Origin of the sequence: Streptomyces sp. NPDC052016, assembly GCF_044548445.1 — a bacterium.
GTDB lineage: Bacteria > Actinomycetota > Actinomycetes > Streptomycetales > Streptomycetaceae > Streptomyces.
This window is the reverse complement of record NZ_JBIUBX010000001.1, coordinates 268,601-294,794: the sequence shown is the minus strand read 5'-3', so window position 1 is coordinate 294,794 and position 26,194 is coordinate 268,601. Positions and strand designations below refer to the sequence as shown.

The following is a 26,194-nucleotide window of genomic DNA, read 5'->3' as shown; positions in this document are numbered from 1 at the left end:
GAGGTGGCCAGGGCCGGTCGAGCCGAAGCCGGGGGCAGGCGGGCCGCTATGGACGCAGTTCCACGGTGATGTGCGGGGACAGCGCGCGAAGGAAGTCCGGCGCGTCGAAGATCTTCCCCGCGGAGGCGACACCGACCGCATGGGTCCTTCCGGTGAGGATGCGGTCGAGCGCCTCCACCACGAGCGGCGCGGTGACGGCGTAGATGTCCTGACCGTGGGCCACGGCGCGCCGTTCATTGCCGCCCGAGCGCACGACGACGTCGACGAGGAAGGTCTGGTCGGACCGCCCACGATCGTCGACCGCGGCGGGTGTCGGTGTGTCCGGGGCGGCTATGTCGCGGGCCGCCTCGACCGTCATGTAGGTGCACACCTCCGGGACGGACAGGTGGCTGGGTACGGTCACCACGTCGGCCATCGTGAACTCTCCGATGACCGGGCGGGGGCCCATCGGTTCGGGGAAGGGCCACTGGAGGGTCGGCGGGGTGTCGTGCCGGTGCTCCAGCCGCCCGTTGGAGTAGCGGACGCGACCGCCGTCCCGTCGCCGCCGGGAGACCGCGCCCGACGTGCGCGTCCCGGCTGTGGGGTGCCAACTGCTCAGTCCGTACGCGATGTGTGCCTCGTCGGCCGCCGTCCACTCGCCCATCGCCGCGGTAACCAGCAGGTCACCAAAGCCACCGAAGAAGGCCATCGCGGGGACGATCACCGCACCCGCGTCCCGCGCCCGGTCGGCGAAGTGCGCGAAGGTGTCGACGTTGGCCTCGATCTCGGCCGCCACGTCCAGATACGGGATCCCGGTGCGCAGGGCCGCCTCGATCACGGGCGCGGCCGTCGTGGCGAAGGGCCCGGCGCAGTTGATCACGGCCGCCGCGCCGGCCAGCGCACGGTCGAGCGAGACCGGGTCGTCCACCGACGCCGGGCGGGCGTCCAGCCCGGTCTCGTGCGCCAGCGCCTTCAGCTTGTCGGCGTCGCGCCCGGAGAGGACCGGGACGAACCCACGCTCCCTCAGTTCCGCCACCACGAACCGCCCGGTGTGCCCGTACGCGCCGAACACCGCGACTGTCTGGTCCGATCCCATGGTGTCTCCCCGCAATCGAATGATCCACTGTGATCCGTCACGGACATCCTGGCGAAGGCCGATGTCCCCCCGCGAGTGTCCGGAACGCCATGCCCCATACAATTCCGGACATGGCTGACGTCGCGCTAGCCGTCACCGACGGCATGCTGCAGTTCGAACTGGCCCTCGCCTGCGAGGTCTTCGGAGCCGACATGACCGGCGTGGCCGAGCCGTGGTACCGCTTCTCGGTCTGCGGACCGAGCGCCGTACGGGTCGGCCGCTTCCGGCTGGCGCCCGACCACGGCCTCGACCGCCTCCCCCACGCCGACACCGTGATCGTTCCGGGCTGGGCCGACGTCGACCGGGACCCACCGGCCGAGCTGATCGAAGCGGTGCGCGCGGCCCATGAGGCGGGCGCGCGCGTGGCCTCCCTCTGCACGGGCGCCTTCGTCCTGGCCGCCGCCGGCCTGCTGGACGGCAGACGCGCGACCACACACTGGGCGCACGCCAAGGAGCTGGCCGAGCGCCACCCCCGGGTGACGGTGGACCCGGACGTCCTCTACGTGGACAACGGCAGCGTGCTCACCTCCGCCGGCAAGGCCGCCGCCATGGACCTGTGCCTGCACCTGGTCCGCCTCGACCACGGCTCGTCGGTCGCCAACACGCTCGCCCGCCGCCTGGTCGTACCGCCGCACCGGGACGGCGGCCAAGCCCAGTTCGTGACCGCCCCGGTCCCCGCCCCGGACAACCACCCGCTCGCCGAACTCTTCCCCTGGGTGATCCGACGCCTGGACCAGCCGCTCACCGTGGAGGACCTGGCCCGCCAGGCACGGATGAGCTCCCGCAACCTCGGCCGCCACTTCAGGTCGGTGACCGGAACCACCCCGCTGCAGTGGCTGCTCACCCAACGCATCCGCCACGCCCAGGAGTTGCTGGAGACCACCGACGACACCGTCGACAGCATCGCGGCGGCCACCGGCATGGGCACCGCCACGACGCTGCGCCGGCACTTCCAGCGGACGGTCGGTGTGCCGCCGGACACCTACCGCCGCACCTTCCGCCCCCGGACCCGACCCGGCGCGTACGACGACGGGCGACACCACCGACGCAAGTCATGAAGAGCGGGCAGCGAACGACCGGAGCCGCTCTCGCGTCGCACCGGCAGCGGCACTGGTCCTGGCCGAGGGGCCGCGGGCTGTATCTCCTGTAAGTGACTCAGCAAGCCCTCAGCCGATGACGCGGCATCAGCGGTCGTATGGTGGCCACTTGCTGCGAGTGAACCGCGCGCCGCTGACCGTGTCCTGCCGGACGGCGGTCTCCAGGAAGGAGAGGTCCTCCGCCGCAATACGGTGTCAGCCGCTGCGTTTCTCCGCGAGGAAGCCACGTCGTCCGGTCCCCGGGACGGGAACCGCCCTCTTTCGCCGGCGAGAAGCCGCACGAGGCCGTCCAGTTCCCCGGTGCCGGCCGCGGTCCGGAACGCGGCGACGAGGCGACGGTGCGACTCGGCGGGGACCGGCCGCTCGCGACCGTGCTCCAGGCGGGCCTGCGCGCGGTGGACCAGGACCCGTGCGTTCGGGGCGCTGATCCGAAGCAATTCGGAGAGATCGGCGTAGGCGTAGCCGAAGCCCTTGCGCAGCACGTAGGCGGCCAGCCGATCCGGCGTCAGCCTCGCCATGAGCAGGGCCAGGGCCCCCTCGACCGCCGCGGCCTGCTCGGCGCTCAGCACGGGATCCTGGGCGGCCCGGTCACCGAGGTCGGCCCACTGCGGATCGGCCGGAAGCTCGTGACGGAGACGCGCGGACTGGATGACGTTGATGGCCAGCCGGGTCGTGGCCGTGACCAGGAACGCGGCCGGATTGTCGATATCCGCTCGGTGGGTGAGCTGCCAGCGCAGCCACACCTCCTGAACCACGTCCTCGGCTCCCGCGACGTCGCCGAGAATGCGGTAGGCGATGCGGAACAGCCGCGTCCGCTGGGCCAGGAAGATGTCGAGGGCGATGTCCAGGTCGGCCTGGGCCGGCCGGGCGACCGGGGGTTGGGTCGGCGTCGTCGTCTCCGGGCCGGGCGCGGACATCGGGAGCTCCTCTTCGTGGACGGGCGCCCGTCGAGGGCGATGGATCCACCCTCCGTTCGTGGCGGTGCTCATCGCGCCCTTGCTCCCCGTGGTCAAGTCCGTAGGACCCCGTGGGGGTGACCCGGGGGGACCCCGGGGCCCGCACCGGCCTCAGCCGGTTCGCACCGTGTCCTCTTCCCGGATGTCCGTGGCCGGGGCGCTCGCCAGGGCACCCGGCAGCGCGCGGCGTGAGTTGATCCCCAGCTTCGTGTACACCTTGCGCAGATGCCACTCCACGGTGTGCGGGCTGATGAACAGCTCCGCGCCGATCCTCGCGTTCGTCATGCCGTCGGCGGCGAGCGTCGCGACCTGTGACTCCTGGGGGGTGAGGGCGCTCGTCGGCTTGTTCTCCCGGGCTCTGACGTGTTCGCCGGTGGCGAGCAGTTCGCGGCGGGCTCGCTCGGCGAAGGCGTGCGCCCGCATCTTGTCGAACATCTCGTGAGCCGTACGCAGGTGCTCCCGGGCCAACGACCGGCGGTTGTCGCGGCGCAGCCACTCGCCGTACAGCAGGTGGGTGCGCGCCACCTCCACGGCCACACCGCCCCGGCCGAACTCGTCGATCGCGGTCCGGTACAGACGGTCGGCCTCGTCACCGTCGGCGAGGAGAGCCTGGCTGCGGGCGCCGGCGCCACGGGCCCAACCGGAGTCGGCGGCGCGGGTGAGCTCGACCAGCCGGGCCAGGGAGGCCCGGGCCTGGTCGAGCTCACCGCACCGGGTCGCGGCCTCGACGTGTTCGACCAGCGACAGGCCGGTGAAGTTGAACCCGTCGTGCTCGATGCCCGTGCGAGCGGCCTCCAGAGCCTCCTCGTAGCGTGCCAGGCCGTTGAACAGCACGCCCTGGATGTAGCCCATGGCGCCCAGCAGGGACACCTCGCCTCGTTGTTCGGCCGTCTGCCTGGCCTCGTCGACGATGGCGGCGGCGACGTCCGCCTTGCCTCGCCACGCGGCCAGGACCAGCGTCGCGTACTTGTGCGGGGCGTGTCCCGTCGCGGCGGCGAGCGCGTCGGCTTCGTCGATCATCCGGGCGGCCTCGGCGAAGTCGCCGTAGTGGATGTGCACGCCGCCGGCGTAGATGAGGGCCGGTGGCAGCGCGCCGAGGGCGCCGATGTCGCGGGCCAGGCGCACCGCGCGGCTCGCCAGTGTGTCCCACGCGTGCAGGTCCCAGGCGTAGTGGATGAACGCCTCCAGCGCGACCGGGGCCAGCAGAAGCCAGCGCACGGCCGCCTCCCGGGTGCCGAGCTCCTCGTGCTCGAGGAGATCCAGTGCGCAGCGCAGTGCCGGGACGCCGGTCTCGTACCCGTCAGCGAGGAGCGCGGCCACACCGTCGAGGAGGAGGTCGGCGGCCTTGGAGCCCGAAGGGGGCGCCCCGGACCCGCGGGCCGCGATCGCGGCGGCGCGGGCACCTGTCGGACCGTGGACCCGGCCCGCGAAGATCGTCGCGCTGATCGCCTCCAGGTACGTCTCCCGCGCCAGCGGCGACCCGGCGGCGGTGAACTGTGCGGCGGCCTCCAGAAGCAGAGGCGCCGCCTCGTCGCTGCGGCTGCGGGCGAAGAGGATCCTGGCCCGCAGACGCGCCAGCCGGGCGCGGTCCAGCGCGCTCAGGGGGCACAGTTCGGCCACCGTGGCAAGCTCCGTGGCCCGGTCGGGCGCGGCGGCCGAGAAGTGCGCCTCGGCGGCCGCGAGGGCCCGGCGGCCCCGCGGGCGCGGGTCCGGCGTCACCTCGGCCGCGCGCTCCAGCAGGACCGCCTCGGCCGCGATGCCGCCGCGCTGCCGTGCGCGGTCGGCGGCCTGCTCCAGCCCCGCGGCGACCTCCTCGTCCGGCCCGTCGGCGGCCTGAGCGGCGTGCCAGGCGCGCCGGTCGGGGTCCAGGACCGGGTCGGTGGCCTCGGCCAGCGCCCGGTGCGCCGCCCGGCGTTCCTCGGGATCGGCTCCGTGGTAGACGGCGGAACGGACCAGTGGATGCCGGAACCGGACGGACTCGCCGAATTCGATCAGGCCGGCCGCCTTGGCCGGTGCGGCATAGGGGGTGATCTTGAGAGAGGCGGCGGCGCGGACCAGCAGGCGCGCGTCGCCGACCGGTTCCGCCGCGGCGATCAGCAGCAGTGTCCGGGTCGCCGCCGGCAGCGAACCGAGCCGGCCGGCGAAGTCTCGTTCGACACGGCTCGCCACCGGCCCCTGAACGCTCGGGTAGCTCGACGAGTCCAGGCCGTACGCCAGCTCGGCGGCGCTGCGTCCGCGGGAGAACTCGAGCAGCGCGAGCGGGTTGCCGTGCATCTCCGCCACGAACCGGTCCCGGACCCGCTTCTCCAGCCGCCCGCCGACGGCGGCCTCCAGGAGCTCGCCGGCCGCGGCGGTGTCAAGACCGTGGATCCGCAGCGCGGGCAGGCCGTTGAGCGCGGCCTGTCCCTCGGGGTCACGCACCGCGAAGGCCATGGCGACGGCCTCGGCGAGCAGTCTGCGGGCCACGAACTCCAGGGTCTGCAGGGACACCTGGTCCAGCCACTGAGCGTCGTCGACCAGAACGAGTACCGGCCGGGTCTCCGAGGCCCGGGTGAGCAGGGTGAGCACGGCGAGGCCGACCAGGAAGCGGTCGGGCGGGTCTCCGGCGGCCATCCCGAACGCAACGCGGAGGGCGTCGCGTTGGGGTTCCGGCAGCTCGTCGAGCTCGTCCAGGAACGGCGTGCACAGTTGGTGCAGGCTCGCGTAGGGCAGTTCCATGTCGGCCTCGATGCCCTGCGCCCAGGTCACCTTCACCCGTGACGCCTGCGCGGCCACGTACTTCAGAAGCACCGACTTGCCGATGCCGGCCTCGCCACGGATCACCAGCACTCGGGACCCGCCGTCGCGCAGACCGACCAGCAGGTCGTCGAGCGCCGCACACTCGCGATGCCGGCCGACCAGGTCGGGAAGCGGGCTGGCGATCATGCGACGCGGCTCCTCGGGTACCAGGGGATGAAAGGCTCCCACAACGTTGTAGAACGATCCTTGTCACGGTACCTGGAACAGTCCACACACCGTGTGTCGGATTCCTGTGAGGGTCTGCACTCCGGAAAATACTCGAAAGCTGTCACAGATGGGCCCGCTGTCCGGTCGACCACTGCCGATGATCTCGCCCGTTCGCTGTCGCAGGAGGTCCCCCATGTCTTCGCTCGGACACCAGCTCGCCACGTCCGTTCTCGTGGTGGGAGCCGGTGGGTCAGGCCTGCGGGCGGCCATCGAGGTCGCGGAGGCCGGTGTCGCGGTCATCGCGGTGGCCAAACGCACGGCCGACGATGTGCACACCGCCGTGGCAGCGCCCGGAGGTTCCGCGTGGGCGCCCGCCACCGTCGGCACCGGCGACGCCTGGGAGCGGCATGCGGCCGACACGTTGCGGGAGGGCCGCTTGCTGGCCGACCCCCGCACCGCGCAGGTCGTGGCCCGCTACGCCGGGCAGGAGTTCCACGACGTGGGGCGCTACGGCACGCGCCTCGACCGCCGGGGCCACGGTGGTCCCGACCAGCGCCGGTTCGCCGACCACCCGTACCGCCGCGGGGCGTTCGCCGACGAGTACAACGGCCCGGAGGTGCGGCGAGCGCTCCGCGCACGCGCGAAGGAGCTGGGCATTCCCGTCCTGACCGGCGTGTACGTCACCCGGCTGCTGGTCGATGACGGAACGGTGTTCGGCGCCTATGGGTTCGACCTCGTTGACGGCTCGCGCTACCTCGTGCACGCCGACTCCGTGATCCTCGCGACCGGAGGGCACACACGCATCTGGCGGCGTGCGTCCTCGCGTCGTGACGAAAGCAGCGGTGACGCCTTCCGCCTCGCCGTCGAGGCCGGTGCGCGGCTGCGTGACCCCGAGCTGGTGCAGTTCCATCCCCTGGGGCTGATCGGGCCGGAGAACGCGGCCGGCATGCTCGTCAGCGAGGCGGCCCGCGCAGCGGGCGGGGTCCTGCTCAACAACCTCGGTGAGCGGTTCATGGCGCGCTACGACGCGGAGCGCATGGAGCTCTGCAGTCGGGACAGGGTCGCGCTGGCGTCCTACACCGAGATCAAGGAAGGCCGCGGCACCCGGGCCGGCGGCGTGTGGCTCGACCTGTCCCACCTGCCGCGGGAGACCGTCCTGACGCGGCTGCCGTACCTGCACCAGACCCTGTTGGACGTGCAGAGGCTCGACATCACCCGCGACCCGGTCGAGGTCGCGCCGACCGCCCGGTACTCCATGGGCGGTGTCTGGGTCCGGCACGAGGACCACGGCACCGATGTCAACGGGCTCTTCGCGATCGGGGAGGCGGCCAGTGGTCTGCACGGCGCGAACCGGTTGGAGGAGAACGCGCTGATCGAACTCCTCGTCCACGGCCGGATCGCCGGCCGGGCCGCGGCGGAGTACTCGGCCCGGCTCACCACCCAGCAACGGTCGCCGGCGGCGGTCCGCGCCGCGGAGGCGGACGTGAACCGGCTGCTGACCGCCGACGGCGACCAGAACGTCCGCGCGCTGCTGCGGTCGGTGCGCCACCTGATGACGGAGCGCGCCGGTGTCGCGCGCGACGAGGCCGGGCTCACCGCCGGGCTCACGGAACTCGCCGAGATCGAGGCCCGTACGGCGTACGTGGGGGTGCACATCGACATCGGCGGGTTCCAGGACCTCGCGTACGCCTACGACCTCAGGTCCACCGTCCTCGCCGCTCGCGCGACACTGGAGTGCGCGCTGGAGCGGCGGGAGACACGGGGCAGTCACCACCGGTCCGACCACCCCGATGTCGACTCGGACCTGACGGTCAACCTGGTGTGGTCCCCGACGACCGGGGTGCGCCGCGAACCCGTCCCGCCCATCCCCACGGACATCGCCGAGTTGATGCGGGACGTCGCGGGCGACGCCGCGTCGCCCTCATAGGAACCGTGGCCGCCTCGGGAACGCGACCGCGCTCAACCGCCCGTCGGCTGCGGCCTGTCGGGCGTGACGGCATTCCGCCGGTGCGCGCAGGGGTTCGGGCCACGGACACGGGCCGAGCCGCGTCGGCTGGTCCCGGACGAAAAGGTGATCACGGCTCAGACGCGGCCGACGCGCTGCGAGGCCGTCGGTGTCTCCGGCCGGTGGCGGGACGCCCACCCAGCCGACTCACCGAGGACGGACATCAGCGCCGTCCCGTCCGGGGTGAGGCGGTAGCCGGCCGTGACGGGCGGGCCGGGCTCCACCTCGCGGAGGGAGAGACCGGCGGCGGACAGGTCGACCGCATGCCGCGTCCTGCTCGACGCGCTGCTGGCGGCCCCCCATCGCCAATGCAGGACGTCGGTGACCACCCGACGTCCTGGATGGCTCCGGGAGTCCCCCACGACAGTTACCTGTCGGACTGCCTGATGCGCAGCAAGGCCGTCGTCGGCGCCCCGTGACACGCGTTCAGTGCGGCATGAGCAGCATCAGGGCCGTCCGCCGTCCCCAGCGCCATCGCCCCCTCGCGCGAGTGACCGTAGGGGTCCGTCGCGGCGGCGCGGTGCGCGGCGGCCGTGGCGGACCGGAGCGACGGCATGGGGCGTGTCAACGACCTCACTGCGCAAGCCAGTGGATTAAACCGTCAGCACAGTGGTGACGACGGCAGCCGGCACCGATGGGCCCGCGGGGTGGCCGAGAGCCGCGGTGTGGTGCGCGGCCGGGACGCCTCCGGTCGGCGTCTCGTGGGAGAGGGCCACCCGGGCGAGGGGGGTCCGCAGCATACAGGCCATCGCCGCCATGCCGGCCGCGGACGGCAGCCGGGCGGCGATCGCGGCCGCGGTGTCCGCCGTGCGGCGGTGGAGGGCGGTCAGCGGGGACCACACGGCGGCGGCCGTGAAGAGGACCGTCATGGTCCGGACAGCGAGGGGCCGATGCTCCAGGGCATCGCCGCCATGGCCACGGCCATGGCGAAGTGCAGGAGATGGTCCATCCGGTCACGGCGCCCCGTTCCCGGTGACCGGACGCCCCGCCGCAGTGCGTGCACCGCCACGAGGGCGAAGAGCACCGTCAGCATGCCATGCACGAGGTCGACGGGAGTACCCATAGGGGCGTCCAGATGATGGGGCGTGGGGGAACAAAGTGGTCGTGTGCTGGCGTCCCGTTCGACACTGTGTGCGCCTTTCCGGTCCAGGACTGCTCACAGCTCTGACCAGGCGCGCGATTGATCCGTGGCATGGATCGTCCCCCGGGCATGCGGTCCTGGGCTGGATCGAGTGCCACGGTGTGTCACATGGAAGACATCGGGCGCGGTCGTGCGACCGGCCACCGACACGTCCTCCGAGGGCCGCTTGTAGCATGGTGCGCACGAAGCCAGAAGGGATTTCCGTGCACGCTGGCCCCCACCCCGGCACCCTTGATCAAGCGACGAAGGACTTCCTCTCGGCGCGCCCACGGCTCTTCGGTATCGCCTACCGCGTTCTGGGCAGTGCGGTGGAGGCTGAAGACGTCGTGCAGGAGACGTGGCTGCGGTGGCAGAACACGGACCGCTCACAGGTCAAAGAACCCGCCGCCTTCCTGACCACGGTCGCCACCCGGCTGGCGATCAATCTGGCCCAGTCCGCGCGGGTACGCCGGGAGTCCTATGTCGGGCCCTGGCTGCCCGAGCCCGTCGACACCACGCAGGATCCGCACCTGGGAGCGGAGCGGGCCGAGGCCCTGGAGATGGCGGTTCTGCTGCTTTTGGAGAAGCTGAATCCCGTGGAGCGCACCGCCTATGTCCTGCGGGAGGCGTTCGACTATCCCTACGGGCGGATCGCCGAGATCCTGGAGACGAGCGAGGCCAACGCCCGTCAGCTGGTGAGCCGCGGGCGCAGGCACCTGGCCGCCGAACGCAGGGAGCGCGCCACGCCGGCCGCGCACCGGCGGCTCCTGGAGGTGTTCCTCGCCGCGGCGCGGACGGGCGATCTGTCGGTACTGGAGGACGTCCTCACCGCCGACGTCGTCAGCTACTCGGACGGTGGCGGGATCCGCGGCGCGTCCAAGATCCCGGTGATCGGGCGGCCTCATGTCTCGCGGTACCTCGTGGCCTTCGCCCCGCGCTTCTGGGCACAGGCGGAGGTCCGGTGGGTCGAGGCGAACGGCCGGCCGGCCGTGCTGGTCTCGTCCGGCGGGGAGGCCGTCGCCCTGCTGACCGTCGATGTCTCGGCGGAGGGCATCGACCGGCTCATGTGGGTGATGAACCCGGCCAAGCTGTCGCCCTACGTGGCCTCGCTGAGCGGCTGACCGCTGTCGGCGTCCTCCCCGGCGTCCGTGGGCGGCGTCACAGGAACGGCCTTTCGTCGGTCATGCAGTAGTCCGGACCCCGGACTGCCCGCAGTTCCAAGGACAGACCGCAAACCCCAGGCCCCGTGTACGCGCTCCCGGACGTCCGCCGGGACACCGTGCCACGACGACATCGGAGTCATGCCGTGACCGAGCGGATCCCGTTGCCCACCCTGTCGACCGAGAAGGACTACGACGGGGACGAGTTCTCGCCCATCTACACGACCACCGTGACCGTCCACGGTGGTGTGGCCTCGCACGGGCGGGCCTCCGGCCGGGCACGCTCGTCCGACGGCGCCCTGGACCTCGATCTGCGCATGCCCGCCGAGCTGGGCGGTGACGGCCGGGGAACCAACCCCGAGCAGCTTTTCGCGGCCGGTTTCGCGGCGTGCTTCCATGGCGCGCTGAGCCTCCTGGCGCGGCGGGAGGCACTCGACCCCGCGGCCCTCTCCGTCGTGGCGACCGTCGCCTTCGGGCGGGATCCCGAGGACGGGGGCTATCTGCTGCGCGTCGACCTGGTGGTGCGGTGGCCCGGCGTCGCTCCCGAGACGGCCACCGTTCTGATGGAGGAGGCCGACGCGTTGTGTCCCTACGCGCGCATGGCCTGGAGGGGCACGCCGACCACCATCACGTTCGCCTCCTGACCGGCACGTCCGGCAGGCACCGGCCGCCGCCCCACGCGGCGGCCGCTTCTCGAGGGTCCGGCCGGTCAGAAGGGGAACCACAGATCCGCATCGGCGGCTTCCTCCTTGCGGACGGCGAACGTGGAGATCTCCTTCTTGTGCAGGCTCTGTCGGGGCAGGGCCGCGACTAGGGGGTGGTCGCCGGGCGAGTCGCCCCGCTGGCGCCGCTCCGGGGACGCGGCTTCGAAGAACTCAGCGTTGACGGACCGGTAGCGCGCCCAGTGCTGCGGCAGGTCGTCCTCGTGGAAGATGGCCTCCACAGGGCAGACGGGCTCACAGGCGTGGCAGTCGACGCACTCCTCCGGGTTGATGTAGAGCGTGCGTGCGCCCTCGTAGATGCAGTCCACGGGGCATTCGGTCACACACGCCCCGTCCTTGATGTCGACGCAGGGCTGCGCGATGACGTACGTCATCCCTCTCCTCCTCACCGTCGCACACGTCATGGGGCCGGCTCGTGCGGCCGTCGGGCTCGTCGTTATGACCGGGGATGCCGACGATTTGCGACATCTACGCACTGCCGCTGGTCACCGCGTCGGTGCCGGGCGGGGGCGGGCCTGCGGGCGGGCGGCGATCAAGTTTGGCCGAGGCCGGCGGCGAAGCGGCACCGAACGCCGGGAGACCGGGGACTCACGGTGACCTTGTCACAGAAAGTGTGTGTGCCCAGTCATTCCTGTCGCAGAGGACATCACACGTTGTCGAAGGGATTCCCATCATGAAGGTCGTAGTGATCGGCGGTGCCGGACTGATCGGCTCGGAGCTGGTCACCAGCTCGACGAGCACGGTCACGAGGCAGTGCCGGCCGCCCCCGACACCGGCGTCAACACCCTCACGGGCGAGGGCCTGGGCGAGGTGCTGACCGGTGCCTCGGTCGTGGTCGACGTCTCCAACTCGCCCTCCTGCGCGGACGACGCCGTCACGGAGTTCTTCCGCACCTCGACCACCAACCTCCTGAAGGCGGAGGCGGACGCCGGTGTCGCCCACCGCGTGGCGCTCTCCGGGGTCGGCACGGAGAGGCTCCAGGAGAGCGGCTACTTCCCTGCCAAGCAGGGCACAGGAGGAGCTGATCAAGGAATCGGGCATTCCGTATTCGGGCCGGCAAGGGCGACCCGCGCAAGGTCGTGACCGACGTGCGTGCGCCGTACTTCGGTGCGGAACTGCAGGAGACCACGCTGCTCCCGGGTCCGGACGCGCACATCGCGGAGACTCGTTTCACCGATTGGCTCGCGCGGCAGCAGCGCTGAGTCGCCGGGTGGCGAGCTCTGGGGAGGGTCCGCCACCCGCGGGGGCCTGTCGTCCGCGCTGCGGCACGGCAGGCCCCTTTTCTCACCTCCGGCACGGCGATCGTCGAGACGCCGACACGCCATGTCACCGACACGTGAAAACACCGAACGGTTGACACATTCGTGACACCGAGGGCGGTGCCGACCGTCCGCTCCTCGAAGGTCCGGCAAGAAATCTCCCGTGAAACTGTTACGAAGCGCTTGCGCCGTCGGTCTCTTGAGCGGAGGTGACCGCGAGACCCACCAGAAACTGCCGTACGCCGGGCCGCCGCCCTGGCGGTCCCCGGCGGACTGCCACGTGGTCGCCTCCACGAAAACACTGGCAACAGAGAAACGGAGACCAAAGGATCATGCATCCAGAGGCGTCCCCTGTGGAAGGCGACCTGAGCGAGGCCGTCTCCGTCTTCGTGGAGCTCCGGCCACGTCTCTTCGGCATCGCTTATCGCGTGTTGGGCAGTGCAGTGGAGGCCGAGGACGTCGTCCAGGAGGTGTGGCTGCGCTGGCAGCGGACCGACCGTGCCGTCGTGGTCAGCCCCGTGGCTTTCCTGTCGAGTACCACCACACGGCTGGCCATCAACGTGGCCCAGTCGGCTCGCGTCCGCCGCGAGACCTACATCGGTCCATGGCTGCCCGAGCCCGTCGACACCAGCAATGACCCGGGGGTCGGCGCAGAACGGGCGGAAGCACTGGAGCTCGCCCTGCTCCTCCTGCTGGAGAAGCTTTCCCCGGCCGAGCGCGCCGCGTACGTCCTGAGAGAAGCCTTCGACTACGCCTACCACGACATCGCGCACATCCTGCGGCTCAGCCCCGTCAACGTGCGGAAGATCGTGAGCCGGGCGCGCAAGCACCTCACCGAAGACCAGCGGGACAGCGTCGACGCCGCCGAGCACCGGAAGCTGCTCGACGCCTTCGTCGCCGCCGCCAGACAGGGAGACGTCGCCTCGCTGGAGGCACTGCTCACACCGGACGCGGTCAGTCTGTCCGACGGGAACGGCATGCGTGGCGCGGCTCGTGTCCCCGTCGTGGGCCGGGCCCGCGTGGCGAACCTGTCGACCGCCCATCCGCGGTTCTGGCCGGCGGTCGAGGTGGAACCGGTCGAGGCCAACGGACGAAGCGGGGTCATGCTCCACCGCGACGGCCGGCCCGCCACCTTCATGACCGTCGCGGCCACGTGCCGGGGCATTCACCAGGTGATGTGGGTCTTCAACCCGAGCAAGATCGCCGCCTTCATCGCCTCCCGCTCCCGCCGCGCGGCCCTAGGCACCGTCTGACACCGTGGTGCGACCTGTCAGGAGCCAGGGCGGTTCCAGGAGCGCAGTTTGTCGGGGTTGAGGACGACCCAGACCTGTACGACACGGGAGCCGGTCACGTCGAGGGTGACGACCGCGGCGACCTGGTCGTCGTAGCGGGCGACGAGACCGGTACGTCCGTTGACGGGGCAGGTGTGCAAGGTGGTGCGCGGGTGCCGGGCGAGCAGGTTCAGCAGACTCGGGGCGACCTGTCCGCTGCCGGTGACGGGCCTCGTCAGCGCACGGACCTTGCCTCCACCGTCGAAGAACGCGGTCACGTCGTGGGTCAGCAGGGACGCCAGACGACCCACGTCCTCGTCGGCGCATGCCTGTCGTACGGCGTGGGCGATCTCGTCCTGCCGACGCGGTGATGCCGGCTCTGCGCGCCGGGCCCGGAGGCTGTGACGGGCCCGGTCCGCCGGCTCGGCGCAGTCCGCCGGCTCGGCCCGGTCCGCCGGCTCGGTGCGGTCCGGCCCCGTCGGCTGTACGCTGCCCGCGACGTTGCCCCTCGCCCCTCCGAAGGCGTCGTTGAGTACGAACGCCGCCCTCTCGGCCGGTGAGAGGGTGTCCCACGTCCGCGGCAGCACCCCGCTGACTTCGCCCTCCAGACCGGTATCGCGCGGTCCCCCCTTCCGCGTGGAACCCTGTGCGTCACCGCCGGGGCCCGGCGGGGCCAGCCGTGCCAGCGAGATGCTGCCCACGACCCGGGTCAGCCAGGCCCGTGGCGTCTGAATACGCGCGCGCTGGTGATCGGAGAGCCCGTACCACTCCCGATAGGCCTCATCGGTGACACGCTCGGCCGCCATGCGGCTGCCCAGCATCCAGTGAGCGACCTCCACCAGATGCCGACGCTCGTCGAGCAGTTCCGAGATCGGCATGGTGTCACCGGCGGGGTCCATACCACCTCCTCCTTCCGAACGGCCCATCAACCCATCGCCGCTACGGCGGCGTTCTCACGGAACGTTACCCGCGGTTTCCGGGTGTCACGTCGGCTCGGCAGCTGGACCGGAGGCAGGCGGACACTGTGAGATCTCCGCGTCGCGAACACCCTTTCAGGTGATCCCACCGTCCCATGCCACGCTGTTGTGCCAATGCAGTGCGTTGTGTGAACAGGCCGCTCATGGAGTCCAGTTACCCCGGGCCGCTCCTCACACACTCCTTTCCAGAAGAGGGGGAACCATCATGCGCAAGACGTTGCGTGCCACGGTCGCCGGAGCCGCACTCACAGGCTCTCGCTCACTCCCACGGCGCGCCCCCCTATCTCCCAGGACGCTCCTGACCCCGGCTGCGAACTGCCGAGTGGAGCGGCTGTACAAGTGGCTGTCACAGCGCCCCTCACTGCGCGGTCAATGCGGTGTCGACGGCTTGCGGCGGTGTCCGCCCAGGCCCCGCAGCGAAGGAGGAAGAGCATGGCAGGGACACACGTCAGCCGATGGCCCGAGCGATCGCTGTTGGAGGAAAGCCCGTCCACGGGCTTCCGGCGCGAGATGAGGGAAGGCGAGGGAATGCCTGGGGGCAGCACTGACCGGCAGACCGATCCCGCCGCCGCCACCGCATCACTCGCTGCGGAGGCCGTCCTCCTCGAGGGACGGCTGAGCCTGCTCAGAGAGGCGATCGACACGGTCGACGCCCGCATCGAAGCTGTTTCCGAAGCGCTCAGGCGACTGCAGCGGTCGGTGGGCGAGCCCGCCGGTGGCGAGGCGCCGGGCGAGGCGAGCGACACCGGGCTCGATCCTTGACGACAGGCCGTCTGACGGACCGCGCGGGCGGATCAGGTGAGTCGTCGCCGTAGACGATGTGTTCTCTCCACCGCCCGCTCCGTTCTCGACCGGCGCAGGCCGCTGCATATGATGTCCGGGTGGCGTCCCACCGGTGCCGGGGCAGGTGACGGAGCCGGCACATCGGGCGGCTCCGCCAGATCAAGGGTTGAGGACGAGAGGAACGCATGGTCTCCGTGACCCCGACGGCTCGCAACATCGAGATCACCGCCGAGAGCCTCCAGGAGGACCTGGCCCGGCTGGAGATCCAGAGGCAGGCGCTGGAGAGGGAACTGGCCGCGGTCACCGCTCACCTCGGTTCCGTACAGCGGGCCCTCGGCGCCCTTCAAGCCCTCATGCCCGGGGCCTCTCCGTCCTCCCCGGCACCCGGTCCCGGTCCCGTGGACGTGCCGTCGCCGAAGGAGGCGGCGCCCTCGCGAGCCGCGGCGCCCGCGGACACGTCCGAGGACATCGACGAGAGCCGGGCGACGGCCGGCCACACCGATGCCGATGCCGACGGTGGGAAGACGTACGGCAAGCTCACGGAACAGATCCTGGCGTACTTCGCGGAAGCCGGAGAGGTCGACGTCCGGGCCCGCGATGTTGCGTCCGCCCTGGGACGTGACACCGACAGTGGCAGCATCAACGCCGTCCGGAGCACGATCGACCGTCTGGTCGGCACCTCCCGCGTCCGTCGGGTCGGCCGCGGTCTCTACCGCGCGGTCAGGCCCTGAGCCGACGGGTCGACGGGTCGACGGGCACACCGTCACGTCGTGCCAGGATGGGTGCGGCGGCCCGCCGTCCGATCCGTCCGGCCGAGGCCATCGTCAGGCATCCGCGTGCGCGCTCCAGTGACCCTCCAGATCTCGGCCACCCTCAGGCTGTACCGGTCCGCGGCCACCATGGGAGTGGAGTGGGAGCCGGGTCTGTCCGCCGTGCCTGGTCTCCTGGGGCGGGCTCGACCCCGCCTGCCAGGTCGAGTTCGGCCGCCAGCTCGGCGCCTCCCTGCACGCCGAGGCGACGCGGAGGGTCAGGATGCAACCCCAGTCGTGGCCGACCAGGTCCACCGGCTCACCGACCCGCTCCAGCCGTTGGATCAGCCGGTCGACGTACTCCTCCTTGGAGGAGCCGAAACCGGCAGGGCGAGCGGCGCCGAAACCGGGCAGGTCCCAGGCGTCCACGTCCGTCCTGGTCAGGTGCTGTCGCACACCGTCCCAAACGTGGTGGGTGTCAGCAACGCCGCGGACCAGGATCGCGGGCATGGGCCATTCCTTCATAGGAGTCGTCGCCTCGTATGAGAGCGGAATCCCTTCCTGTCACACTGTTTCCCCGGTTGGTCCCTTCACGACGACGCAGGTTGGATCGTCCGACGCCTGCGCTGGTGACAGAGTGGCCAAGCCCGTGAGTCGATGTCACATGATCCACGCTCGTCCGGTCTGCACTGCTGAGGGCACTGCCACCCCGATCGGATGGTGGCGATGTGGTGCCGTGTGAGAGGAAGGACGCCTCATGGGCCGGACCGGTGACACGGTACCGATCGCGGAGCTGCTCGACGAACGACGGCATCTGCTCAACGTCGCCTACTGGATGCTGGGCACCGGCCCCGCAGCCGAAGACGCCGTCACCGAGACCTATCGGCGGTGGTACGGCCTGACCGACGCCCAGAGAGCGGGCATCACCGAGCCCCGTGCCTGGCTGACCAGGACCACGGGCACCATCTGCCTGGCCCGTCTGCCACTGTCCGAACGCCGACCCGCGAACGCCGGCGGCGAGGACGCCGAAACCGCCACCGAACTCGACGGGGCACTGACGCAGAAGGTCAGCGACGTCCTGCTCGACGCCCTGGACACCCTGCCCCCGGCCGAACGGGCGGCGTTCGTCCTCAACGACGTCTTCGCCATGCCACCGCAGACAGTCGCTGACATCGTGGGGCAGACGCCCCGCGAATGCGCCGACCTCGCCGACCGCGCCCGCCACAGCCTGCGCGCCGGCCGCGCCCACCCCACCACACCGCAACAGCACGACAGGATCGTCCGCGCCGTCCGGCGGGCCTGCGCCACGACCGATGGCACGCGCCTGGCAGCCCTGCTGGCACCCGACGCCACCGCGTTCTTCGACGGCGGCGGCAAGGTCCGCGCCCTGTCCCGCCCGGTGCACGGCAACCAGCATGTCGGCCGCGCCCTCCTCACCCTCCTCAGCCCCCGCCCTCACACCACCCTGCACCTCCGCTCCGCCAACGGCCGCATGGCGATCGTCGTACGCCACAACGACCAGGTCGCCGCCGTCATCGGCTTCGACGTCACCGATCACCAGGTCACCCACGTCTGGGCGGTTCTCAATCCCGACAAACTGCGCGCCTGGAACCGCTCTCACACTCTCACCGACGAGCGCGGTACACAGGACGGTTGAGAAGTCGTCACACCGTACGAACCGCCGGCACGCCGCGTAGACGGAGGGCTGGCGCGGCGGACTCTTGCCGTGTCGTTCCTGTCGCACGCACTCGATCGGCGGCCCCCGTGGCAGCATCAACGCGATCCGCAGCACACTCGACCGTCTCGTCGGCGCGTCCCGTGTCCGGCGCACCGGCCGAGGGCTCTACCGCTCGGCCGCGCCCAGCGAGCGGCCCTGAAAAATACTCATTCGGGGGCGAAGCCAGTGGCCCCGGACGCCGGCTCTCGGGGGACCGACAAGCGTCCGGGGCGGCCCCCGCTCGGCTCTGTGCAGCGGGTGCGACGGCGTCGCCGACGCCTTCGCGGGATTGCCCATCGAGCGCCGGAAACACTGTGATGACGCTACCGCAACGCGACACGCTCTGAGCCCACTGTGTGGCGTGCGCCCCGACTCCAGTACGGGCCATTCCCGGGGGCAGGACTTCATCCGCGGACCGCGATGGGCCCGTCTTCCCTGTCAGACGGAAAGAGACAGGTGCACAGGAGCCCGCGCCCAGCTCAACGCCTACGGCCCGGTCGTCGCGATGGACGGCTCGGCCTCCGAAGGGCGGCGGGTGACCACGTTGATGTTGAAGGTGTGGGCCCCCAGACCGGCCGCGATGCCCATGAAGAGCAGGGCGAAGTGCTCCTGTCCGCGTGCGGTGGTGATGCCGCCGATGTCCAGCTGGGACGACGGGGGCCAGCCGAGGTCGGTGAGCAGCCGGCCGGTGGTGCGTTTGGCTTCGGCGTCGTCGCCGGAGAGGAAGACGGTGCTCGGGCCGTCCAGACCGTCCGGGGCGATCATCACGGTGGAGTCCATGGTGCACAGCGTCTTGACGACGGGGGTCTCGGGGAATGCCTGCTGAATCTGTTCGCCCAGACTGCTGTTGGGGTGCGACAGCTCGGTGAAGTCGTCGGAGAGGCCGACCCCGACGTCGATCAGCAATGTGCCGGCCAGCGCCGGAGCCCCGATGGAGCGCAGCAGCTCCACGGACACGGTCCCCGGGGTCGCGTTGACCAGGACCTCCGCGTGCGCGGCCGTCTCGCTCAGTCCGGCCACGGGCAAACCGATGTCTGTCCGGTCCTGGGGGTGACGTGAACCGAGGAGCACGTCGTGTCCCGCGGTGCTCCAGCCCCGGCCCAGCGCTCGGGCGACGTTGCCTGTGCCAAGTAGTCCTATACGCATGGCCGCGACGCTAGCCGCTTCTCGGAACCCGGCGAATCGGCCCGCGGGCCCAGGTGGACGGCACATGGGACCTAGTTCCGTGGTTTCTGGTCCCTGGGCCCTGGGCCCTGCGCCCCAGGCCGGACCGAGCCCCGGCTTCGTGATACCCGAGGCGTGAGCGAAGCGGCAACGCCTTTGTGCGAGGCGACACCTTGAGGAGTGCGACCGGCGCGGTATCCCCGTCACGGACGGCCGGGGTGTACGGCGGCGCCATCTGGTCCGGGCCCGTGTGCCGTCGCCCCGGACGAGCCGGCCGTCGTGGTCCGTGCGGCGGCCACGGCCTGACGCAGGAGCTGTGACAGGAGACGGTCGGCGTCCGGTGCGGCGCTCAGAACACGGAGGGCGCGTTCGAGGTGGTGGTGGCCCGGGCCGTACCACCACAGCAGGTCGGCGATGCGGGCCGGTACGTCGGGCGTGCGGGCGTGGGCGAGCCGGTCGGCCCGAGCGCGGCAGGCCGTGCTGCCTCGCCTCAGGCGCCGGGACGCCGGTCGCAGCCGACGCGCGTCGTCCACGACCGTCGCGATCAGCAGGGGGGCGTAGGTCCGGTCGAGGGGATGGGCGTCGGCGAGGTCGGCGGCCAACGGCCACAGGGCGTGGCGGGCGGGCTCACTGACGCTGTCGTTGACCGCGCGGGCGAGGGCGGCGAGCACCGGGTGGCTGCCGGGCGGGCTGTCGGTGAAACGGCCGGAGGCGAGCAGGGCCGCGGCTTCCATCAGGCAGGCGCCGTCGTCGGGGTGGAGGTGGGCGAAGCGGCCCGGCGCCGGCAGGCCGTCGGGAAACCCGGCTCGGAACGCCCCGGGGGGTCGGGACATGGGCGTGGCAGGCATGAGCGGCCTCCTGCGAGGGTTACAGCCCGGTGATGGCGTGCAGGATGAGGTAGATCGCGGCAGCGGGCACCCCCGCACCTGGGAAGGTCAGGAACCACGCGGCGACGATGGAGCGGGCCACCTGCCAGCGTACGGCCGACGCACGGCGAGTGGCGCCGGCGCCCAGGATGGCCGCGGTGATCGTCTGGGTGGTGGAGATGGGGGCCTTGACCACGAACGCGGTGGTGTAGAGGACGGTCGCGGCGGCGGTCTCCGCGGCGAATCCGCGCGGCGGGTCGAGGTGGACGATGCGTCGGCCGAGCGTGGTGATGATGCGGCGCCCGCCGCTGTAGGTGCCCGCGGCCATGGCCAGGGCCACCACGGCGATCACCCAGATGGGTACGGAGAAGTCGTCCTGCCAGCCCGCGGTGACCAGGGCGAGCACGATCACGCCCATCGTCTTCTGTGCGTCCTGCAGTCCGTGGCCGAGGCCCATGGCGGCGGCCGAGACGCTTTGCAGAATGCGGAAGCGACGGGTGGTGGGGCGAGGAGCGGCGTGGCGGAACGTCCACAGGATGAGCGTGTGCAGCGTGTAGCCGAGGATGATGCCGACCAGCGGGGACAGCAGCATGGGGAGCAGGACCTTGTCCACGACGCCGGACCAGTGCACGGTGGCCGAGGCGGCGAGAGCGGCGCCGACGAGTCCGCCGATCAGGGCGTGGGATGACGAGGTCGGCAGTCCCCGCCACCAGGTGAAGATGTTCCAGCCGATCGCGCCGATGAGCGCGCACATCACCAGCAACAGGCCTGACAGGTTTTCAGGCGCGGCGATGATGCCACTGCCGACGGTCTTGGCCACCTCGGTGCCCAGAAAGGCTCCGAAGAAATTCATGACGGCGGCCATGGCCAGCGCAACGCGGGGTGTGAGGGCTCTGGTGGAGATGGAGGTGGCGATCGCGTTCGCGGCATCGTGGAAGCCGTTGGTGAAGTCGAACGTCAGCCCGACGATGATGATCAACACCACCAGGGTGAGCTCCATGGACGATCACCTTTCACCGCGCGTGCGGTCAGGGCACCGGACGGGCCGCAGGCGCCGTCGTACGACTCCATCATGGCTCGAAACCCTTCGACGGACCGGCGCACGGCCGCCGACGGCGTGGCTTCCCGCTAACCGCGTCCGGAGACGACTCCGTGTCGGTGACCGGCGACTGCGGTGGTGACACCGGTGCGGGTGATCGCCGACCGCGATGGCGCACCGGTGCGGCAGGGCGGGTCGCGGTCCGTCTCGAGGAAACTGCTCGGGTTGCGGAAGCACACCGGTCGGCGCACGACGCGGCGCGGCGCGTTGCGGACGGTGGGCCGTCCCTGGTCAGGCGGTCGACCTGGTCGTCAGTGTCGGCGAGGGCTCGAGGAGCGGCCTGGCGAAGGCGATCGCGCTGACCACCGGCGTCCCCGTCGTGGCCGTCCCCACGACCTACGCGGGCTCGGAGGCCACCAGCGTCCGGGGACTGACCGAGGGAGCCCGCAAGCCACGGGCGTGGACGACGCGCGGGTGCTGCCCCGCTCCATCGTGTACGACGCGACGCTGACGCTGACGCTGCCGGTGGCCATGAGCGTGGCTTCGGGACTGAACGCGCTCGCCCACAATGTGGCTCCCTGTGGGCTCCCCGCAACGATCCGATCGACCAGGCGCTGGCCGGAGAGGTCATCCGTGCGCCGGCGGCCGGACTGCCGGCCGTGGTGGCCGCCCCGTCCGGCCTCGAGGCCGCGAGCAGCTGCTGTACGGCGCCTACCTGGCGGCCGTGGCGTTCTCCTCGGCGGGCTCGGGACTGCACCACACAATCTGCCATGTGCTGGGCGGCAGGTACGCTGCCGCACGCCCGGACGCACGCGGTCGTGCCGCCCTATGTGCTGGCGTTCAACGCCTCCGCCACGCCGGACGCCGAGCGCCGGATCGCGGACGCCCTCGGCGCCGGATCGGCCGTCGAGGGCCCGCAGCGGCTGCGGCGCGCCGTGGACGCACCGCAGACCCTGCGCGACCACGGGTTCGGCGAGGCCCACATCGAGGACGCCGTCCAGGCGATCCTGGAGGTCGTCCCGGCGATCCTGGAGGTCGCCCCGGCGATCCTGGAGGTCGCCCCGGCGATCCTGGAGGTCGTCCCGGCGAACAACCCCGCCCCTGACCCCCGACGCCCTACGCCGACTGCTGCGGGCGGCCCGGGAGGGGGCGGATCGCCTGACGGTGGCCGGCGGGGTGCACTGAGAGCGTGGTCGTGGTCGTCCGCCGTCTTCTGTCGGGCGACGCACGTCCCTGGGCGGCCGAATGCCGCGCCAAGTGCAGAGACCCGCAGCTTGCGGGGCATCGTCGGCGGCGGCGCGGCTGCGGGGAGCCGGGGGTGCTGCGACGGGGTTCTTCCGGCAGTGGTCGAGTCTCAGGCCAACGCGTTCACCACCGCCGCGAAGAGGCGCGGCGCGCGTTCGGCCGTAGGCATGATGTGCGGGGCGAGCGCGGGCTGCTGGCGGGCTCTCACCAGAAGGTCCGTCAGCAGCCGGTGACGGCGGGTGGCGCGGCGCCAGTCGGTCTCGTAGCGGCTCGGTGTGCCGCGGCACACGTTGGCGACCAGGGCTTTCGCGCCGGTGAGGGCGAGGGACAGGCCCTCACCGGTCAGCGCGTCGATGTACCCGGCGGCGTCACCGACGAGCAGGACGCGTCCGTGGACCCGGGTGCGGGCCCGCTGGCGCAGCGGGCCCGCACCTCGCACCGCGGTGACGGCCGCTTCCGGGGGGAGGCGGGCCGCGAGTTCCGGGAAGCTCGCCAACTGGGTCGTGAACGGCGCTCGCCGGGACGTGAGCAGGGCGACGCCGACGAGTGCGGGGCCGAGCGGGGTGACGTACGCCTCCGCGTACGCTCCCCAGTGCACCTCGACGTAAGGCGACCAGGGGGGCACCGCGTAGTGCCGGCGCAGCCCGTACCGGGGCGTACCCGTGCTCCGGGGCGTCCTCTCCAGCTTGAGGGAACGGCGCACGGGTGAGTGCAGTCCGTCGGCGGCGACCAGCCACCTCGCACGCAGCCCGGTGCCGGGAACGGTCACGCCCGTGGCGTCCTGCCGGACTTCCTCGACCCGCAGCGGCAGTACCGGGACCCCTGCGTCCACGACGGCCCCGTGCAGGGCGGTGTGCAGGCCGGTGCGGCGCGCTCCCAGGCCCGGGCCGTGCCGGAAGGCGGCCTCGACTCGGCGGGGTCCCTGGACGTAGCGGATGCCTCGGATGAGGTGGCCGGGGATCTCCAGGCCGAGGGCGGTCAGGGCGCGGACGGCGCCGGGCATGAGGCCCTCGCCGCACGCCTTGTCGACCGGTGCCCGGCGGGGTTCGGCGACGACGGTGTCGAGACCGGCGCGCACGGCGTGCAGCGCGGTGGCGAGGCCGGCGGGTCCTCCTCCGGCGATCAGCAGGTCGTGGCAGCCGCTCACGCGGGCACCGCTTGCGCGAGGGCCGTGTTCTCGCAGCGGATGCGGACCGCGAGCAGCACCGCGTTGGCGACGGTGAACACCGCCGCAGTGAGCCAGGCGGTGTGCACGAGGGGCAGCGCGGCGACTTCCACGACCACGGCGACGTAGTTGGGGTGGCGCAGGAAACGGTAGGGCCCTGTGCCGACCAGTCGCGCCCCCGGAACGACGATCACCCGGGTGTTCCAGTACGGCCCGAGGGTCGTGATGCACCACCAGCGCAGGGCCTGGGCCAGCAGGGCGAGCGCCAGCGCGGACCATCCCAGAGCGGGCAGGAACGGCCGGTGCGCCAGCACGGGTTCGAGCAGACAGCAGGCGAGCAGGCCCGTGTGCAGGGCGACCATGACCGGGTAGTGGCCACGGCCGTGCTCGACACCGGCACGGGCGAGGGTCCATGCCGCGTTGCGCCGGGCGACGACGAGCTCGGCAACGCGTTCCGCGGCGACGGCGAGGACGATGAGCGCGTACCACTCCATGAGAACCACTCACCAACGCAACAGGACGAGTTCGGAGCAGAACCCCGGGCCCATGGCCAGGAGCAGCCCCCACGTACCGGGCTCGGGCCGACCGGATTCCCGGATGCTCTGCAGGATGTGCAGTACGGAGACGGAGGACATGTTCCCCACCGTCGCCAGGGAGCGCCGGGAGGAGTCCAGGGCGTCGCCGGGCAGGCCGAGGGCGTCGGTCACGGCGGAGAGCACCCTGGGGCCTCCCGGATGGCACACCCAGGTCACGATGTCGTCGGTCGTGAGGCCGTGTTCGGCCAGGAAGGCACGCAGGTGGCGCCCGAAGCGGTCCCGCACGATACCGGGTACGCCGGCGTCGATCACGACGCGGAATCCGCCGGCGCCGATGTCCCACCCCAGGAGCCGCTCGGTGTCCGGGTACAGGTGGCTGCGCGTCCCGACCACCGAGGGCCCGGCCGCGTCCGGCCGCCCGGCCCTGACACTGCCACCACCACCGCTCCCGCCACCACCGCTCCCGCCACCACTGCTGCTGCCACCGCCACCACCGCTGCCGTCGGTACCGCCAGTGCCCCGCGCGACGAGCGCTGCCGCACCGTCGCCGAAGAGGGCGCCGGCGACGAGGTTGGCGCGGGAGTCGTCGCGCTGCTGGAGCGTCAGCGAGCACAGTTCGACGGTGAGCAGCACCGCGACGTCGTCGGGATGCCCGCGCAGGTAGTCGTGCACCCGGGCAAGACCGGCGGCGCCCGCCACGCAGCCCAGGCCGAACACCGGAATCCTCTTGACGTCGGGCCGCAGCCCCATGCGACCGGCAAGCCGGGCGTCGAGCGACGGGGCGGCGACACCGGTGATGGAGGCGCACACCAGCAGGTCGACGTCCTCCGCTCGGAGCCCCGCCTCCTCCAGCGCGCCGGTGAGGGCTTCCCCGCCGAGTTCTAGGCCGGCCGCCATCCAGGTGTCGTTGCTCTGGCCGAAGTCGCCGAGACCGGCGTACCGCTCGATCGGCAGGGTGAGGTGTCGCGTGCGCACACCGGCAGCCGCGTGCAGGCGGCGCAGCACGGTGCGGTCCGCGCCCGGAGGCAGGCACAGGTCGCCGATCGGCTCGGTGAGATCGTCCTGGGCGTAGCGGTGTGGTGGCAGAGCGGTGCGGACGGCGGCGATCGTGGTGGTCGCCGTGGCCGGGGACGGGGACGGGTCGTGGTCGACGATCGCGGGGACACGCATGTCGGTAATGCCTTCCTCGCTCCGGACGCCCGATTACCTTGCACACGTGTCTGTCCACCCGTCTGGGGTTCCCGCGCGTACGGCACACCGGGTACACCGGTTCCCGGTGTTGCTGCGCTCCTGCCATCTGGAGCCGGCGGTCGCCGTGACGCTGTTCGTGACCGCCCTGGCCGCGGCCGCGGGCCGCGGGGCAGCGGGGTCGGCGGCGGTGGCCGCGGCGGTGCTGGCCGGTCAGCTGTCGGTGGGGTGGTGCAACGACGCGGCCGACGCGCAGCGCGACACGGCCTGCGGACGAGGCGACAAGCCGGTGGCGACGGGCGAACTCCCGCCCCTGGCGGCCGCTGTCGCGGCCGGGGCCGCCCTGACGCTGTGCGTGCCGCTGTCGCTGCTGAGTGGTCTCGCCGCGGGGGCCGCGCACCTGGGGGGCGTGGCCGCCGGCTGGGTCTACAACCTGCGCTGGAAGCACACCGTGCTCTCGCCGCTCCCCTATGCCGCGGGCTTCGGCTCGCTGCCGGCCTTCGTCACGCTCGGCCTGCCGTCACCGTCATGGCCTGCCTGGTGGGCGTTGACGGCGGGAGGGCTGCTGGGCGTGGGGGCGCACCTGGTGAACGTCCTTCCTGACATCGAGGACGATCTCGAGACCGGTGTACGCGGACTGCCGCAGCGACTGGGCCGGCCCGCCTGCCGATGGCTGGCCCCGTTCGTGATGCTGGCGGCCGTGGGCGTGGTGGTCGCCGGGCCACCCGGTGCCGTGCGGCTCCCGGACTGGGTGCTGGCGGTATCGGCGGGAGCCGTCGCGGTCGCGGGGACGGCGTTGCCGACGGGGCCCCGGAGCCGGTGGCCGTTCCGGGCGGCGATCGTGGTGGCCGGCATGGCGGTGACGCTGCTCCTGCTGCGGGGCCCGCAGATGGCGTGAGACCCGGCCCGCCGACCCGCCGGGCGGCGGTGACGTCCTGTTGCCGGCCGGAGCGCACCGGTCGGTCCGGCGCGCAGTGGCCGTCCTGCGCGCACCGGCCGTCCTGCGCGCATTCGTCGTCCTGCGCGCCGCGCGCACTCGTCGTCCTGCGCGCACTGGTCGTCCGGCGCACGCGGGTCCCGCCGGCGCACGCGGGTCCCGTCGGTGCACGCGGGTC

26 protein-coding genes and 1 pseudogene are annotated in these 26,194 nt (G+C 71.9%); 12 read left to right on the top strand and 15 right to left on the bottom strand.

All coding sequences use genetic code 11. The annotated features are described in order from the left end of the window. Window positions 1-46: 46 nt before the first annotated feature. The gene (locus ACIHAR_RS01320) at window positions 47-1,075 is read right to left on the bottom strand and encodes a saccharopine dehydrogenase family protein (protein ID WP_400015779.1); all 1,029 of its coding nucleotides are present in this window, start codon (window positions 1,073-1,075) and stop codon (window positions 47-49) included. 110 nt (window positions 1,076-1,185) lie between these two features. Between ACIHAR_RS01320 and ACIHAR_RS01315 the strand changes: the two genes are divergently transcribed. Next, on the top strand, window positions 1,186-2,172 hold the full coding sequence (locus ACIHAR_RS01315; protein WP_400015777.1) for a helix-turn-helix domain-containing protein: 987 nt from the start codon (window positions 1,186-1,188) through the stop codon (window positions 2,170-2,172). Here the strand turns inward: ACIHAR_RS01315 and ACIHAR_RS01310 are convergent. Further along, window positions 2,097-3,128: a sigma factor gene (locus ACIHAR_RS01310; RefSeq protein WP_400015775.1), complete on the bottom strand. Its 1,032-nt coding sequence runs from the start codon at window positions 3,126-3,128 to the stop codon at window positions 2,097-2,099. The two genes, ACIHAR_RS01315 and ACIHAR_RS01310, sit on opposite strands and share 76 nt — an antisense overlap. Window positions 3,129-3,278: 150 nt before the next feature. Then, complete coding sequence (locus tag ACIHAR_RS01305) at window positions 3,279-6,092, bottom strand: AAA family ATPase (protein ID WP_400015774.1); 2,814 nt, start codon at window positions 6,090-6,092, stop codon at window positions 3,279-3,281. Window positions 6,093-6,306: 214 nt separating this feature from the next. Between ACIHAR_RS01305 and ACIHAR_RS01300 the strand changes: the two genes are divergently transcribed. Continuing rightward, window positions 6,307-8,040, top strand: a complete 1,734-nt coding sequence (locus ACIHAR_RS01300) for an FAD-binding protein (protein WP_400015772.1) — start codon at window positions 6,307-6,309, stop codon at window positions 8,038-8,040. Between the two features lie 155 nt (window positions 8,041-8,195). Here ACIHAR_RS01300 and ACIHAR_RS01295 read toward each other — a convergent pair whose 3' ends face one another. The 3 genes from ACIHAR_RS01295 to ACIHAR_RS01285 form a co-directional block, all read right to left on the bottom strand. Beyond that, window positions 8,196-8,447, bottom strand: coding sequence for a hypothetical protein (locus tag ACIHAR_RS01295; protein ID WP_400015770.1), 252 nt, complete (start codon window positions 8,445-8,447; stop codon window positions 8,196-8,198). Window positions 8,448-8,711: 264 nt separating this feature from the next. Beyond that, on the bottom strand, window positions 8,712-8,987 hold the full coding sequence (locus tag ACIHAR_RS01290; RefSeq protein WP_400015768.1) for a hypothetical protein: 276 nt from the start codon (window positions 8,985-8,987) through the stop codon (window positions 8,712-8,714). Then, window positions 8,984-9,181 (bottom strand): hypothetical protein, encoded by a 198-nt coding sequence (locus ACIHAR_RS01285; protein ID WP_400015767.1) that lies wholly within the window; start codon window positions 9,179-9,181, stop codon window positions 8,984-8,986. Before ACIHAR_RS01285 ends, ACIHAR_RS01290 begins: the two co-directional genes overlap by 4 nt. A 281-nt stretch (window positions 9,182-9,462) precedes the next feature. Between ACIHAR_RS01285 and ACIHAR_RS01280 the strand changes: the two genes are divergently transcribed. After that, on the top strand, window positions 9,463-10,359 hold the full coding sequence (locus ACIHAR_RS01280) for an RNA polymerase sigma-70 factor (protein WP_400015765.1): 897 nt from the start codon (window positions 9,463-9,465) through the stop codon (window positions 10,357-10,359). Between the two features lie 185 nt (window positions 10,360-10,544). Further along, the gene (locus ACIHAR_RS01275) at window positions 10,545-11,042 is read left to right on the top strand and encodes an Ohr family peroxiredoxin (RefSeq protein WP_400015763.1); all 498 of its coding nucleotides are present in this window, start codon (window positions 10,545-10,547) and stop codon (window positions 11,040-11,042) included. 65 nt (window positions 11,043-11,107) lie between these two features. On the opposite strand, the gene fdxA is transcribed toward ACIHAR_RS01275, so the two are convergent. After that, entirely contained in the window at window positions 11,108-11,494 is a 387-nt protein-coding gene (fdxA, locus tag ACIHAR_RS01270) for a ferredoxin (RefSeq protein WP_400015760.1), read from the bottom strand. Window positions 11,495-11,793: 299 nt separating this feature from the next. Between fdxA and ACIHAR_RS01265 the strand changes: the two are divergent. Then, a pseudogene (locus tag ACIHAR_RS01265) lies at window positions 11,794-12,322 on the top strand (SDR family oxidoreductase). Window positions 12,323-12,711: 389 nt separating this feature from the next. Then, window positions 12,712-13,632 carry an RNA polymerase sigma-70 factor gene (locus tag ACIHAR_RS01260; RefSeq protein ID WP_400015758.1) on the top strand — a complete coding sequence of 307 codons (921 nt, stop codon included), beginning with the start codon at window positions 12,712-12,714 and terminating at the stop codon, window positions 13,630-13,632. Window positions 13,633-13,649: 17 nt separating this feature from the next. Here the strand turns inward: ACIHAR_RS01260 and ACIHAR_RS01255 are convergent, their stop codons facing one another. Further along, window positions 13,650-14,549 (bottom strand): RNA polymerase subunit sigma, encoded by a 900-nt coding sequence (locus tag ACIHAR_RS01255; RefSeq protein ID WP_400015756.1) that lies wholly within the window; start codon window positions 14,547-14,549, stop codon window positions 13,650-13,652. A 510-nt stretch (window positions 14,550-15,059) separates the two neighbouring features. Here ACIHAR_RS01255 and ACIHAR_RS01250 point away from each other — a divergent pair. Both ACIHAR_RS01250 and ACIHAR_RS01245 read left to right on the top strand, forming a co-directional pair. Continuing rightward, window positions 15,060-15,389, top strand: a complete 330-nt coding sequence (locus tag ACIHAR_RS01250) for a hypothetical protein (protein ID WP_400015754.1) — start codon at window positions 15,060-15,062, stop codon at window positions 15,387-15,389. Window positions 15,390-15,595: 206 nt separating this feature from the next. Beyond that, window positions 15,596-16,141 (top strand): hypothetical protein, encoded by a 546-nt coding sequence (locus ACIHAR_RS01245; RefSeq protein ID WP_400015752.1) that lies wholly within the window; start codon window positions 15,596-15,598, stop codon window positions 16,139-16,141. 93 nt (window positions 16,142-16,234) lie between these two features. Here the strand turns inward: ACIHAR_RS01245 and ACIHAR_RS01240 are convergent, their stop codons facing one another. After that, complete coding sequence (locus tag ACIHAR_RS01240) at window positions 16,235-16,669, bottom strand: alpha/beta fold hydrolase (RefSeq protein ID WP_400015750.1); 435 nt, start codon at window positions 16,667-16,669, stop codon at window positions 16,235-16,237. A 247-nt stretch (window positions 16,670-16,916) separates the two neighbouring features. On the opposite strand from ACIHAR_RS01240, the gene ACIHAR_RS01235 reads away from it, so the two are divergent. Further along, entirely contained in the window at window positions 16,917-17,816 is a 900-nt protein-coding gene (locus ACIHAR_RS01235) for a sigma factor (RefSeq protein ID WP_400015748.1), read from the top strand. A 546-nt stretch (window positions 17,817-18,362) separates the two neighbouring features. On the opposite strand, the gene ACIHAR_RS01230 is transcribed toward ACIHAR_RS01235, so the two are convergent. The 3 genes from ACIHAR_RS01230 to ACIHAR_RS01220 form a co-directional block, all read right to left on the bottom strand. Further along, a complete protein-coding gene (locus ACIHAR_RS01230) occupies window positions 18,363-19,022 on the bottom strand; it encodes an NAD(P)-binding domain-containing protein (protein ID WP_365456216.1) in 660 nt (219 codons plus the stop codon). Window positions 19,023-19,243: 221 nt separating this feature from the next. After that, window positions 19,244-19,888, bottom strand: a complete 645-nt coding sequence (locus tag ACIHAR_RS01225; protein ID WP_365456219.1) for a hypothetical protein — start codon at window positions 19,886-19,888, stop codon at window positions 19,244-19,246. 19 nt (window positions 19,889-19,907) lie between these two features. Then, window positions 19,908-20,906: an inorganic phosphate transporter gene (locus ACIHAR_RS01220; RefSeq protein WP_365456222.1), complete on the bottom strand. Its 999-nt coding sequence runs from the start codon at window positions 20,904-20,906 to the stop codon at window positions 19,908-19,910. A 208-nt stretch (window positions 20,907-21,114) separates the two neighbouring features. On the opposite strand from ACIHAR_RS01220, the gene ACIHAR_RS01215 reads away from it, so the two are divergent. Both ACIHAR_RS01215 and ACIHAR_RS01210 read left to right on the top strand, forming a co-directional pair. Continuing rightward, window positions 21,115-21,456, top strand: a complete 342-nt coding sequence (locus tag ACIHAR_RS01215) for an iron-containing alcohol dehydrogenase (RefSeq protein WP_400015745.1) — start codon at window positions 21,115-21,117, stop codon at window positions 21,454-21,456. A gap of 57 nt (window positions 21,457-21,513) precedes the next feature. Further along, window positions 21,514-22,050 (top strand): iron-containing alcohol dehydrogenase, encoded by a 537-nt coding sequence (locus ACIHAR_RS01210; protein WP_400015743.1) that lies wholly within the window; start codon window positions 21,514-21,516, stop codon window positions 22,048-22,050. A 249-nt stretch (window positions 22,051-22,299) separates the two neighbouring features. On the opposite strand, the gene ACIHAR_RS01205 is transcribed toward ACIHAR_RS01210, so the two are convergent. The 3 genes from ACIHAR_RS01205 to ACIHAR_RS01195 are packed head-to-tail and all read right to left on the bottom strand — an operon-like array spanning window position 22,300 to window position 25,061. Next, entirely contained in the window at window positions 22,300-23,337 is a 1,038-nt protein-coding gene (locus ACIHAR_RS01205; RefSeq protein WP_400015741.1) for an NAD(P)/FAD-dependent oxidoreductase, read from the bottom strand. Continuing rightward, complete coding sequence (locus tag ACIHAR_RS01200) at window positions 23,334-23,849, bottom strand: isoprenylcysteine carboxyl methyltransferase family protein (RefSeq protein WP_400016324.1); 516 nt, start codon at window positions 23,847-23,849, stop codon at window positions 23,334-23,336. Before ACIHAR_RS01200 ends, ACIHAR_RS01205 begins: the two co-directional genes overlap by 4 nt. Window positions 23,850-23,858: 9 nt before the next feature. Next, window positions 23,859-25,061: a type III polyketide synthase gene (locus ACIHAR_RS01195; protein WP_400015739.1), complete on the bottom strand. Its 1,203-nt coding sequence runs from the start codon at window positions 25,059-25,061 to the stop codon at window positions 23,859-23,861. Window positions 25,062-25,170: 109 nt separating this feature from the next. Here ACIHAR_RS01195 and ACIHAR_RS01190 point away from each other — a divergent pair, with 109 nt between their 5' ends. Continuing rightward, on the top strand, window positions 25,171-25,977 hold the full coding sequence (locus ACIHAR_RS01190) for a UbiA family prenyltransferase (protein WP_400016322.1): 807 nt from the start codon (window positions 25,171-25,173) through the stop codon (window positions 25,975-25,977). Window positions 25,978-26,194: the final 217 nt, after the last annotated feature.